General features: G+C 74.1%; 10 protein-coding genes. 7 read left to right on the top strand and 3 right to left on the bottom strand.

Annotation, left to right across the window (positions count from 1 at the left end; all coding sequences use genetic code 11):
* Positions 1 to 43 precede the first annotated feature (43 nt).
* A complete protein-coding gene (locus tag ACI2LW_RS08570; protein ID WP_404730426.1) occupies positions 44 to 1,936 on the bottom strand; it encodes a hypothetical protein in 1,893 nt (630 codons plus the stop codon).
* A gap of 255 nt (positions 1,937 to 2,191) precedes the next feature.
* Between ACI2LW_RS08570 and radA the strand changes: the two genes are divergently transcribed.
* Together radA and disA are read left to right on the top strand one after the other, a co-directional pair.
* A complete protein-coding gene (gene radA, locus ACI2LW_RS08575; RefSeq protein ID WP_404730427.1) occupies positions 2,192 to 3,601 on the top strand; it encodes a DNA repair protein RadA in 1,410 nt (469 codons plus the stop codon).
* 82 nt (positions 3,602 to 3,683) lie between these two features.
* Complete coding sequence (gene disA / locus ACI2LW_RS08580; protein WP_404730428.1) at positions 3,684 to 4,808, top strand: DNA integrity scanning diadenylate cyclase DisA; 1,125 nt, start codon at positions 3,684 to 3,686, stop codon at positions 4,806 to 4,808.
* A gap of 115 nt (positions 4,809 to 4,923) precedes the next feature.
* Here the strand turns inward: disA and ACI2LW_RS08585 are convergent, their stop codons facing one another.
* Positions 4,924 to 5,757, bottom strand: coding sequence for a hypothetical protein (locus tag ACI2LW_RS08585; RefSeq protein ID WP_404730429.1), 834 nt, complete (start codon positions 5,755 to 5,757; stop codon positions 4,924 to 4,926).
* Between the two features lie 213 nt (positions 5,758 to 5,970).
* On the opposite strand from ACI2LW_RS08585, the gene ACI2LW_RS08590 reads away from it, so the two are divergent.
* The 5 genes from ACI2LW_RS08590 (at position 5,971) to cseC (ending at position 10,901) form a co-directional block, all read left to right on the top strand.
* Complete coding sequence (locus ACI2LW_RS08590; protein WP_404730430.1) at positions 5,971 to 6,924, top strand: A/G-specific adenine glycosylase; 954 nt, start codon at positions 5,971 to 5,973, stop codon at positions 6,922 to 6,924.
* A 442-nt stretch (positions 6,925 to 7,366) separates the two neighbouring features.
* A complete protein-coding gene (locus ACI2LW_RS08595; protein ID WP_404730431.1) occupies positions 7,367 to 7,906 on the top strand; it encodes a SigE family RNA polymerase sigma factor in 540 nt (179 codons plus the stop codon).
* Complete coding sequence (locus ACI2LW_RS08600; RefSeq protein ID WP_404730432.1) at positions 7,894 to 8,547, top strand: hypothetical protein; 654 nt, start codon at positions 7,894 to 7,896, stop codon at positions 8,545 to 8,547. Before ACI2LW_RS08595 ends, ACI2LW_RS08600 begins: the two co-directional genes overlap by 13 nt.
* 270 nt (positions 8,548 to 8,817) lie before the next feature.
* Positions 8,818 to 9,519 (top strand): two-component system response regulator CseB, encoded by a 702-nt coding sequence (gene cseB / locus ACI2LW_RS08605; protein WP_404730433.1) that lies wholly within the window; start codon positions 8,818 to 8,820, stop codon positions 9,517 to 9,519.
* An 11-nt stretch (positions 9,520 to 9,530) separates the two neighbouring features.
* Positions 9,531 to 10,901, top strand: coding sequence for a two-component system sensor histidine kinase CseC (gene cseC, locus ACI2LW_RS08610; RefSeq protein ID WP_404730434.1), 1,371 nt, complete (start codon positions 9,531 to 9,533; stop codon positions 10,899 to 10,901).
* A gap of 228 nt (positions 10,902 to 11,129) precedes the next feature.
* Here cseC and ACI2LW_RS08615 read toward each other — a convergent pair whose 3' ends face one another.
* Entirely contained in the window at positions 11,130 to 12,779 is a 1,650-nt protein-coding gene (locus ACI2LW_RS08615; protein WP_404730435.1) for an MDR family MFS transporter, read from the bottom strand.

The following is a 12,779-nucleotide window of genomic DNA, read 5'->3' on the forward strand; positions in this document are numbered from 1 at the left end:
GCGTCCGGCGTCCGGCGTCCGGCACGGACCATCCGCAGGCGCCCTAACGATCGTGGCGATCGCGACGATCGGCGCGGTCGGCGCGGTCGGGACGGTCATGACGGCTGGGGCCATCGGGACGATCGGGACGGCTGGGGCCGTCGGTACGGTCGGGACCGCTGGGGCCGACGGGACGGTCGTGACGGTCCGAGGGGCTCGGGTCACCGGAGTCCGAGGGCGGCGGGGACGAGCCGCCCGGGCCGGACGGGGACGGGTCGGTCGCGCTCGGCGTGGGGGTCGGGTCGGGCGAGGGCGGTGGGCCGCTCGGTGACGGGCCGGCGGTGCCCGGGGAGCCCGTGGAGGCCGGTGCCGGGTGCGTGGCGGACGCCGGGGGCGGTTCGGCGGAGCGGCTCGGCACCGGGGCGGAAGAGGCGGGCGCGCTGCCCCGGCCCTCGATGGAGACCACGGCTCCGGCGGGCGCGATCGCCACACGGGCGCTCCAGTGGCCGGACGGCTCGCGCAGATGGTCGACGTACACCCTGATCGTCAGTGACTCGCCCGGCTCCAGCGTGCCCGAGGAACGGCTCAGGTACAGCCAGGACGCCCCGGTGGTGGCGGACCAGCGGACCGGCTCCGGGCCCGCCGCGCGCAGCGTCACGAGCGTGGTGTCGCCGTCGTTCGAGGCGGACACGCTCAGGTGGCCGCGCCGGTGGCCGCCGCCGGGGACGCTGAGGACCTCCACGGAGACTTCGGTCCCGGTCCCCGTGCCGAAGCCGGCGCCCGGCCCCGGGCGGGCGTTGCCCGCGTTCTCGTACCCGCCGCCCGTGTCCGCGTCGCCGGCGGCGCCCGGATCGCCCGCGTGCGCGGTCGCGGAGGGGCCGCCGTCGCCCTCGCCCACCGGGGCGCCGCGGTAGGCGGCCCACAGCGCCAGCACCGGCGCGGCGACCACGGTGGCCACCACGGTCGTCGTGACGGCACGCGCGCGCAGCCGGTCCCTGCGGGCCGCGTGGTCCCTGGGGTCCATCGGGAAGCCCTCCCGGTCCAGCCGGGGCACGGCGCCCCGCGCGCGCGAGTGGTGCGCCATCGCCATGTGCAGGGCCGCGCGGGGCGCGGGGACGAGGGGCAGCTCGGCGGGGGTGACCGTGGCGCCGGGCCAGCGGCCGGGGAGCGCGCGCCCGGCGGTGCGGCGGCAGCGCGGACAGTCGTCGACGTGCCGGACCAGCTCGCGCCGCAGCGCCGGGCTGAGCACGAGCCCCCCGTCCCCGGTGAGGGCGGTCACGCCCGGGCAGGAGCCGGTCTCGACCACGGCGAGGGCCGCGCGGGTGCGCTCGACCTCGCAGGCGGCGGAGGCGAGCAGTTCGCGGGTCGCGGCGGCGTCCAGGCCGAGCACGGCGGCGACCTCGTGGGATGCGAGGTGGTGCCGCACGGCGAGCTCGAGCGCCTCCCGCTGCTCCGGGGTGGTGCCGGCCGCCTCCGGCCACGCCAGCAGGGAGAGTTCGCGCCGGTGCTCCTGCCGTGTCTCGTCGGAGACGGGCGGGGCGGCGCCGGCGGTGGCGGCGGGGCCCCCGGTGTGCTGCCGGACGGGACGCCGGCGGTCGCCGCCGTGCCGGCCGCCCCCCGCGGCGTGCGTGGCCGGACGTTTCTGCTTGGCCTCGGCCAGCTTGCGCCGGCAGGCCCAGCGGGCCAGCGCGTACAGCCAGGCACGGCGCCGTGCGGCGGCCTCGGGGACGCGCTGCCCGCGCCGCTCGGCGAACGCCAGCGCGTCCCCGAGCGCGGCCGTCGCCGCCTCGTGGTCGCACAGCACGGACAGGCAGTAGGTGAACAGGCCGTCCAGATAGGGGTCGTAACCGGCGGGCGGGCGCTGGGCCAGGGTGCGCGCGGCAGCGCGGTCGCGCGCCTCGCGGTGCGTCCGGTGGGCACCGGTCGTGCGGGTCGAGGTCTCCGTACTGCTGCTCATCACCTGTGCGACCGTAGGCGGCGAGGGATCGTCCGCTCTTGTCCCTTGAGCACTTTTAATTCGTACGGGTGAAACGATCCCTCATAAGGGGACAGGAACCTTCCGTTCCGTGGCTCGTTGGCTCGCGCGGCCCCTTACGCCGCCCCTCCACCGCCCCTGCACGGCCCCTCCGCCGCACCTCCGCGACCTCCGCGCGTCCCTCTTCCCGGACGGCCGGGGCCCGGGTTGTCAGTGCCTGCGGCTACGGTTTCGTCCATGGCCACCCGTACCAAGACCGCCAAGGACCGCCCGTCCTACCGCTGCACCGAATGCGGCTGGCAGACGGCCAAGTGGCTCGGCCGCTGCCCGGAGTGCCAGGCCTGGGGCACGATCGAGGAGTACGGCGCGCCCGCGGTCCGTACGACGGCGCCCGGCCGCGTCACCACCTCCGCCGTGCCCATCGGCCAGGTGGACGGCCGCCAGGCGGCCGCCCGCTCCACCGGGGTGCCCGAACTCGACCGCGTCCTCGGCGGCGGACTCGTGCCCGGCGCGGTCGTGCTGCTCGCGGGCGAGCCGGGCGTGGGCAAGTCCACCCTGCTGCTGGACGTGGCGGCCAAGTCCGCGAGCGACGAGCACCGCACGCTGTACGTCACGGGCGAGGAGTCCGCGAGCCAGGTGCGGCTGCGCGCCGACCGCATCGGCGCCATCGACGACCACCTGTACCTGGCCGCCGAGACGGACCTGGCCGCCGTCCTCGGCCACTTGGACGCCGTGAAGCCGTCGCTGCTCGTCCTCGACTCGGTGCAGACCGTCGCCTCGCCCGAGATCGACGGCGCGCCCGGCGGCATGGCGCAGGTGCGGGAGGTGGCGGGCGCGCTGATCCGCGCCTCCAAGGAGCGCGGGATGTCCACGCTGCTGGTGGGCCACGTCACCAAGGACGGCGCCATCGCGGGCCCGCGCCTGCTGGAGCACCTCGTCGACGTCGTGCTGCACTTCGAGGGCGACCGGCACGCGCGCCTGCGCCTGGTCCGCGGCGTCAAGAACCGCTACGGCGCGACGGACGAGGTCGGCTGCTTCGAGCTGCACGACGAGGGCATCACGGGCCTGGCCGACCCCAGCGGGCTCTTCCTGACCCGTCGCGACGAACCGGTGCCCGGCACCTGCCTCACGGTCACCCTGGAGGGCCGCCGCCCCTTGGTCGCCGAGGTGCAGGCGCTCACCGTGGACTCGCAGATCCCCTCCCCGCGGCGCACCACGTCGGGCCTGGAGACCTCACGGGTGTCGATGATGCTGGCCGTGCTGGAGCAGCGGGGGCGGATCAGCGCGCTGGGCAAGCGGGACATCTACTCGGCGACCGTCGGCGGCGTGAAGCTGTCCGAGCCGGCCGCCGACCTCGCGGTGGCCCTCGCCCTGGCGTCGGCGGCCAGTGACACCCCGCTGCCGAAGAACCTCGTCGCGATCGGTGAGGTCGGCCTCGCGGGCGAGGTCAGACGGGTCACGGGGGTCCAGCGCCGGCTCGCCGAGGCGCACCGTCTGGGCTTCACGCACGCCCTCGTTCCGGGCGACCCGGGCAAGGTCCCGGCGGGAATGAAGGTGCTGGAAGTGGCGGACATAGGGGACGCGCTGCGGGTCCTGCCGCGCTCCCGTCGCCGAGAGGCCCCGCGGGAGCCGGAGGACCGCCGGTAGACTTTGCCCTGGTCTCGCCCGTCCGTGCGAACGAAGTGTGCGAAACGGGAGCGCCAGAAGAACCTGCGACCGGAGGAGTGCAGTGGCAGCCAACGACCGGGCGGCAGCTCCCGGAAAGTCCGGCGGGAGTTCCGGTGCCGATGGCCTGATGCGCGCCTCACTGAGCGCCGTGGCACCCGGCACGGCCCTGCGGGACGGTCTGGAGCGGGTGCTCCGCGGCAACACCGGCGGGCTCATCGTGCTCGGCTCCGACAAGACGGTCGAGGCGATGTGCACGGGCGGTTTCGTCCTCGACGTCGAGTTCACCGCCACCCGGCTGCGGGAGCTGTGCAAGCTGGACGGCGGCATCGTGCTCTCCTCGGACCTGTCGAAGATCCTCAGGGCGGGCGTGCAGCTGGTCCCGGACCCGACGATCCCGACCGAGGAGACCGGCACCCGGCACCGCACCGCGGACCGGGTGAGCAAGCAGGTCGGTTTCCCGGTCGTCTCGGTCTCCCAGTCCATGCGGCTGATCGCCCTCTACGTCGACGGGCAGCGCCGGGTCCTGGAGGACTCCGCGGCGATCCTGTCCCGCGCCAACCAGGCCCTGGCCACCCTGGAGCGCTACAAGCTCCGCCTGGACGAGGTCGCGGGCACGCTGTCGGCGCTGGAGATCGAGGACCTGGTGACGGTCCGGGACGTCTCGGCGGTCTCGCAGCGCCTGGAGATGGTGCGCCGCATCGCCACCGAGATCGCCGAGTACGTGGTGGAGCTCGGCACCGACGGGCGTCTGCTGGCGCTCCAGCTCGACGAGTTGATCGCGGGCGTGGAACCCGAACGCGAACTGGTCGTCCGGGACTACGTGCCCGAGCCCACCGCCAAGCGCTCCCGCACCGTGGACGAGGCGCTCGCCGAACTCGACGCGCTCACCCACGCCGAGCTGCTGGAACTGTCCACGGTGGCCCGGGCGATGGGCTACACCGGCTCGCCCGAGACCCTCGACTCGGCGGTCTCGCCCCGCGGTTTCCGGCTGCTGGCCAAGGTGCCGCGGCTGCCCGGCGCCATCATCGACCGCCTGGTCGAGCACTTCGGCGGCCTGCAGAAGCTGCTGGCCGCGAGCGTCGACGACCTGCAGACGGTGGACGGCGTCGGCGAGGCGCGGGCACGCAGTGTGCGCGAGGGCCTGTCGCGGCTGGCCGAGTCGTCGATCCTGGAGCGCTACGTCTGACGCGGTACGCCGGCGCTCGCGCGGCTCCCGGCGCTCCGGGCGGCTCCCGCCGCTCCCGCCGGGGCGGCTCCCGCCGCTCCCGCCGGGGCGGGGCGCGGCCGGCCGGCCCCGCGTCTCAGTCCGCCGACAGCACGAACGAGGTCTGCAGCTTGCCGTGGCCGGGGACCCGTGCCTGCACCAGGTACGTGCCCGGGCCGGCCGAGCCCGCCGGAGGCGTCGCGCACTGCGGGGCGCTCGGCCTGCGGTCCCACTGCACGGTGTACGTGATGCCGCTGCCGGCCGGCACCCGGAACAGCAGGCTCCCGGCGGTCCTCGGGCAGTCGGCGGAGGACCAGTAGTCGTCCCCGCTGCCGGCCTTGGTGACCGTCACCACCGCGGACTTCGGGCCGAGGTCCACCTTGCAGTCCCCGCCCGAGGAGTTCTTCGCGGTCAGCTCGAACACGGGCTTCTGCCCGGGGGCGTAGGAGTTGCGCACACTGCGCAGGGTCAACTTGACCGCGCTCGTGGTGCAGTTGGGCAGTGTGGTGCCGACCGGCAGCACGGCGCCCGCACCGCCGCCACCCGCGCCGCCACCCGCGGCACCGCCGCCCCCGCCTCCGGCCGGCCCGCCGGACGCGGACCCCGCCCCGGAGCCGGCACCGCCCGGCGCGCCCGAGCCGCCGGAACCGCCCGGCGCGGACCCTCCCGAGCCACCGCCGCTCGACTCGTCCCGGCCGCCCGGATGCTGACTGATCGCCGGACCGGACCCGGAGGGCCCCGGCGTGATGGTCGAGGGGGAGGGATTCTTGCCGTCGGCACCGCCGCCGTTGTCCTTGCGGCCCCCGCCGCCCGCCGTGACGATCCACGTGATCAGCAGCGCCAACAGGGCGACCACGGACAGCAGCACGACCCTCCGTCGCCAGTAGATGGAGGGGGGAAGCGGCCCAACGGGTGTACGCAGAGATCCCACGGCCCAAACTGTACGAGAGATCGTGGCCTTCACCGGCCCCACCCGCCGCGTGGAGCGCAACTTTTCCCGATCATCATCACGGCAACGTCCTTACGCGCACCCCCTTGCAAAGAGCGTGACCACGTCCGCACGCTCCGTCACCGCGCGGCCCGCACGCCGCGTCCCGCGGCCTCCCACGGCGGCCCCTCTCCGCGTGGCAGGATCGGAGGCGTCATGACTGCGCCCACACTGCCCCCACACAGCAGCCCCGCCGCCCCGACCGGCCCCGCCACCGAGCCCCCCGGCACCGCGCTCGGGGCGACCCTGCACGCCCAGGTCATCGGCTGGTTCGACGAGCACGCCCGCGACCTGCCCTGGCGCCGCCCCGAGGCGGGCGCCTGGGGCGTGATGGTCAGCGAGTTCATGCTCCAGCAGACCCCGGTCAGCCGGGTCCTGCCGGTCTACGAGGAGTGGCTCGGACGCTGGCCCCGCCCCGCCGACCTGGCCAAGGAGGCGCCGGGCGAGGCCGTCCGCGCCTGGGGCCGGCTCGGCTACCCGCGCCGCGCCCTGCGCCTGCACGGCGCCGCGGTCGCCATAACGGAACGGCACGGCGGCGACGTGCCCACCGAGCACGCGCAACTGCTGGCGCTGCCCGGCATCGGCGAGTACACGGCCGCGGCGGTCGCCTCCTTCGCCTACGGCCAGCGGCACGCCGTACTGGACACCAACGTCCGGCGCGTGCTGGCCCGCGCGGTCACCGGCGTGCAGTACCCGCCCAACGCCACCACCGCCGCCGAACGCCGGCTCGCCCGCGCCCTGCTGCCCGAGGAGGAGGGGACCGCCGCCCGCTGGGCCGCCGCCTCCATGGAACTCGGAGCGCTGGTGTGCACGGCGAAGAACGAGTCCTGCCACCGCTGCCCGATCGCCGCGCACTGCGCCTGGCGGCTCGCGGGCAAGCCCGCGCACGACGGCCCGCCCCGCCGCGGCCAGACGTACGCCGGTACCGACCGTCAGGTGCGCGGCAAGCTGCTCGCCGTACTGCGGGAGGCGCACGCGCCGGTCCCGCAGACCGCGCTCGACCGGGTGTGGCACGAGCCGGTCCAGCGGGCCCGGGCGCTGGACGGGCTGGTCGCCGACGGACTGGTCGAGCCGCTGCCGGGCGGGATGTACCGGCTGCCACTGACCTGACGGCGGCCAACGGCCCCGGCGCGGGGACCGGTCGCCGCCACCGGACCCGGCTTGCGGACCGACCGCCGGTGCCGGAGTCGTGCCCGTGCGGCACGCCTGACGTCCGGTCACCTCACAGCCGTGTCACAGCTCCTGGGGGCGTCGCGGGCCTTCGTGTCACATCTCCGCGCGCCCCGGGGAGATGACCCCGGGGTGCAAATCATCCCCTACGAACCCATATAGGGACGGCCCCATTACCCCGTTCCCCCGCCCGTTACACAACTGACGTACAGCCGAGTGCCAGTCGCAGGCTGCTTCGGACAACGCCGTGACAACCCGTCCGTAACTTCGTTCGCGTGCCCGACCGGCACCGGACGACTGCCGACCACAGTCGTCCGCACCACAGGCTTTTGTGATCCGGCAGTACCCGGGTCGGATGAACGGGGAACGGAGGCGGTTGAACATGACGCAGGGAGAGGTGCTCGAGTTCGAGGAGTACGTGCGCACCCGTCAGGACGCGCTGCTGCGCAGTGCGCGCCGGCTGGTGCCGGACCCGGTCGACGCCCAGGACCTGCTCCAGACGGCGCTGGTGCGGACGTACGGCCGCTGGGAGGGCATCGCGGACAAGCGGCTCGCGGACGCCTACCTGCGCCGAGTCATGATCAACACACGGACCGAGTGGTGGCGGGCCCGCAAGCTGGAAGAGGTCCCCACCGAGCAGCTCCCGGAGGCGTCGGTGGAGGACGCCACCGAGCAGCACGCCGACCGCGCGCTCCTCATGGACATCATGAAAGTTCTCGCACCCAAGCAGCGCAGTGTCGTCGTGCTGCGACACTGGGAGCAGATGTCCACCGAGGAGACCGCCGCCGCCCTCGGCATGTCGGCGGGAACGGTCAAGAGCACGCTGCACCGGGCGCTCGCCCGGCTCCGCGAGGAGCTGGAGGCCCGCGATCTGGACGCACGCGCGCTGGAGCGTGAGGAGCGGGAGCGTTGCGCGGCCTGACCGGCCCCGGGCCCACCCGGGCCCAAGACACTCTTCAGGCGGCGATCACGGCAGTGGCCGTGCTCGCCGCCCTGGCCCTTTTGGTGTCCGCCTGCGGGACGGGCGGCACCGGCGCACGCGACGAGGGCCCGGCGCACGCCGACTCGGTGGCGGGCGCCGCGAGCAGCCCCTCCCCCAGCCCCGCCGACACTCCGCGACGGGTGGACGCCGTCCGGCTCATCAAGGCCGACCCGAAGGTCTCCCCCGCCGTCAAACGCGCGCTCAAGCCGTGCGTCGCGGACGAGTACCCCGTCGACGTCTCCTACGGCGACCTGACCGGCGGCTCCGTCGACGACATCGTGATCAATGTGCTGACCTGCGGGGACGCGGTGGGCGTGGGCGCCTATGTGTACCGGGCGCAGGGCAGCGGCTACCGCAGCGTCTTCCGCGCCGAGGAGCCCCCCGTCTACGCCGAGATCGACCGCGGGGACCTCGTGGTGACCCGGCAGGTGTACGAGAGGGGCGACCCGGTGTCGAACCCCTCCGGCGAGGACGTCATCACCTACCGCTGGACGCAGGGCAGGTTCGCCATGGAGTTCAGCACGCGCAACGAGTACAGCAAGGCCGTCGGGGGCGGGCCGTCCCCGGCGCCGGACAGCTGAGCGCGAGGGGGGGCCGGTGACGGCCTGCGGCCACCGTGGCGGGAGAATGCCGGCGACCACCGCGACGGGAGAATGCCGGCGGCGTGAACCGATCGGGTCCGCCGGTCCGATTCCAGGGTGAACCGGTCACGAGTGAACGCGAAGCGCCCCAGCGGCGTCCACACAGTGAGCGCACCGTGCGCGGGGCGTCCGCCGCGTCCGCCCCGTCACCGAGCGCCACCGCCCACGCCACCGCACCACGAGAAGCACACGAGGACTGAGAGCACCGGGATGGCAGAGCAGACCCACGTCCTGTTCGTCGAGGACGACGACGTCATCCGTGAGGCCACACAGCTCGCCCTGGAGCGGGACGGCTTCGCGGTCACGGCCATGCCCGACGGGCTGTCGGGACTGGAGGCGTTCCGGGCCGACCGGCCCGACATCGCGCTGCTGGACGTCATGGTCCCCGGTCTGGACGGGGTGAGCCTGTGCCGCCGCATCCGCGACGAGTCGACGGTGCCGGTGATCATGCTGTCCGCGCGGGCCGACTCCATCGACGTCGTCCTCGGCCTGGAGGCGGGGGCCGACGACTACGTCACCAAACCGTTCGACGGCGCCGTCCTGGTGGCCCGGATCCGCGCGGTGCTCCGCCGGTTCGGGCACGCGGGCGGTGCCCGCGCCGACGCCGGTGCCTCCCCGATGGACGGCGGGGTGCTGACCTTCGGGGACCTGGAGATCGACACCGAGGGCATGGAGGTGCGGCGGGCCGGGCAGCCGGTGGCGCTCACCCCCACCGAGATGCGGCTGCTCCTGGAGTTCTCCTCCGCGCCGGGCACGGTGCTGTCCCGGGACAAGCTGCTGGAACGCGTCTGGGACTACGGCTGGGGCGGTGACACCCGGGTCGTCGACGTGCACGTGCAGCGGCTGCGCGCCAAGATCGGCCAGGACCGCATCGAGACGGTCCGCGGCTTCGGTTACAAGCTGAAGGCCTGAGCGGGGCGGGCATGCGGGGCAGAACACGGCGCCGGATTCCGGGGCGGCTGGAGCGCGCGGACATCCGCACGGGACTGAGGTGGAAGCTCAGCGCGGCCATCGCGCTGGTCGGCGCGCTGGTGGCGGTGGCGCTGAGCCTGGTGGTGCACAACGCCGCCCGGGTGTCGATGCTGGACAACGCCCGCGACCTGGCCGACACCCGGATCCGGATCGCCCAGAGCATCTACGAGCGTCCCGGCCGCAAGCCGAACTTCGCCGACGCCAAGGTCGACGACCCGCAGCTGCCGGCCGCGCTGCGGCAGAAGGTCCGCCAGGGCCGGCGCGCCACCTACGTCTCCGACCACCGGGGCAACGTGCCCGACATATGGGCGGCCGTACCGCTGAAGGACGGGCACGTGCTGTCCCTGCACACGCACTTCACCGACCGCAGCACCAACATCCTCAAGGATCTCGACCAGGCGCTGGTCATCGGCTCGATCTCGGTCGTCCTCGGCGGCAGCGCGCTCGGTGTGCTCATAGGGGGTCAGCTCTCGCGCCGGCTGCGCAAGGCGGCCGCCGCGGCGAACCGGGTCGCCAAGGGCGAGACGGACGTACGGGTGCGCGAGGAGATCGGCGGTGTCGTACGGGACGAGACCGACGACCTGGCGCGCGCGGTGGACGCGATGGCGGACGCGCTGCAGCAGCGGCTGGAGGCGGAGCGCCGGGTCACCGCCGACATCGCGCACGAGCTGCGCACCCCGGTGACCGGGCTGCTGACGGCGGCCGAACTGCTACCGCCCGGCCGCCCGACGGAGCTGGTCATGGACCGGGCGAAGGCCATGCGCACGCTGGTGGAGGACGTCCTGGAGGTGGCCCGGCTCGACGGCGCCTCCGAGCGAGCCGAGCTGCAGGACATCCTGCTCGGCGAGTTCGTCGCCCGCCGGGTGGCCGCCAAGGACCCGGGTGTCGAGGTGCGGGTGGTGCACGAGTCGATGGTCACGACCGACCCGCGGCGACTGGAGCGGGTGCTGTTCAATCTGCTCGCCAACGCCGCCCGGCACGGCAGGCCGCCGATCGAGGTGACCGTCGAGGGCCGGGTCATCCGGGTGCGCGACCACGGGCCGGGCTTTCCCGAGAAGCTGCTCGCCGAGGGCCCGAGCCGGTTCCGCACCGGCAGCGCGGACCGGGCCGGGCGCGGCCACGGCCTCGGCCTGACCATCGCCGCCGGCCAGGCGCGCGTGCTGGGCGCCCGCCTCACCTTCCGCAACGTGCGCCCCGCGGGTGCCCCCGACCACATTCCGTCCGAGGGCGCGGTGGCCGTCCTCTGGCTCCCGGAGCACGCCCCCACCAACACCGGCAGCTACCCCCTCCTCCCGGGCCAGGGGGCCGACGGCGGACGATGACCGGCGGGCGGCACGGCCAGGTGCCCCACGGCGGGCTGTGACGGGCCGGCGCTCCCCTCGTGCGCGCCGGGTGCGCCGGGTGCGCCGGGTGCGGCAGTACGGCGGCACGGCGGTACGGCGGTACGGCTACGGCGAACCCCCGGGGCGGACACCTGCCGGGGGGCTTGCTCACGGGACGGGCGGCGGTCTCACCGCCCCCGGCCACTGCCAGGGCCGACGACGCGGCGGTCAGACCGCTTCCGTCACGCTCGCACGGGCCGTCGCGTCGCTCGCGGCGTCCTGGTCCCCGGGCTTGGCCGGAGCGGGGCCGGCGCCCTTGAGCGGTACTTCCTTGACGAAGAGCGCCGCCACCAGGACGATCACCGCGACCGCGGAGCCCAGCAGGAAGGCCGAGTGCGTACCGGAGGCCACCGCGTGCTGGTAGGCCTCCCGGGCCACCGCCGGGAGCTTCTGCAGGCTCTTGGCGTCCAGCTGCGCCGACTGCTCGGTGATCTTCGAGCCCAGGGAGCCGGCCCGCTCGGCCATCTCGTGCTGGACCCGGTTGTTGAACAGCGCACCCATGATCGCCACGCCGAAGGACGAGCCCAGCGTGCGGAAGAGGGTGGTGGACGAGGAGGCCACGCCCATGTCCCGCATCTCCACGCTGTTCTGCGCCACCAGCATGGTGATCTGCATCAGGCAGCCCATGCCGGCGCCGAGGACCGCCATGTAGAGACCGGAGGTCACCCGGGAGGTGCCGGTGTCCATCAGGGACAGCAGGTACAGCCCGGCGATCATCAGGACGCCGCCCGCGATCGGGAAGACCTTGTAGCGGCCGCTGCCGGTGGTGACCCGGCCGGCGATCAGCGACACGACCATCATCGCGCCGAGCATCGGCAGGAGCAGCAGACCGGAGTTGGTCGCGGACGCGCCCTGCACCGACTGCTGGTACAGCGGCAGGAAGAGCACCGCGCCGAACATCACGAAGCCGGTGATGAAGCCGATCAGCGACATCAGGCTGAAGTTGCGGCTGCGGAAGATGTGCAGCGGCACGATCGGCTCGGCGGCCCTGGTCTGCCAGAAGACGAAGCCGATGAGCGATACCACGCCGATCGCGGTCAGCTCCATGATCCGCGCGGAGGTCCAGGCGTACTCCGTGCCGCCCCAGGTGGTGACGAGCACGATGGCGCTGATGCCCACGGTCAGCAGCGCGGCGCCCAGGTAGTCGATCCGGGCCTGCGAGCGCTTCCTCGGCAGGTGCAGCACGGCACTGACCGCGACGAGCGCCACGGCGCCGAGCGGCAGGTTGATGTAGAAGGCCCAGCGCCAGCCCCAGTTGTCGGTGATGGTGCCGCCCACCAGCGGTCCGCCGATCATCGCCAGCGCCATGACGCCGGCCATCATGCCCTGGTACTTGCCGCGCTCCCGGGGCGGGATCAGATCGCCGATGATGGCCATCACGCCGACCATCAGACCGCCGGCGCCCAGGCCCTGGACCGCGCGGAAGCCGATCAGCTCGCCCATGTTCTGCGCCATGCCGCTCAGCGCGGAGCCGGCCAGGAAGATCACGATCGAGGTCATGAAGGCGCCCTTGCGCCCGTACATGTCGCCCAGCTTGCCCCACAGCGGGGTGGACGCCGCCGTCGCGAGGGTGTAGCCGGTCACCACCCACGACAGGTGCTGCAGACCGCCGAGCTCACCGACGATCGTCGGCATCGCGGTGCCCACGATCATGTTGTCGAGCATCGCGAGCATCATCGCGATCATCAGGGCGAGCAGGACGACCCGCACGCTCCTCGGCTGCTTGTCCGCGTCCCCGGGCTGCTCCGGCTGTCCCGCCGGTTCCGGCTGCCCTGGGTGTTCCGACTGCTCCGACCTCGTTTTCGCGGTGTCCGCCAT

Origin of the sequence: Streptomyces sp. NPDC004065 (assembly GCF_044903565.1) — a bacterium.
Taxonomy (GTDB): domain Bacteria; phylum Actinomycetota; class Actinomycetes; order Streptomycetales; family Streptomycetaceae; genus Streptomyces.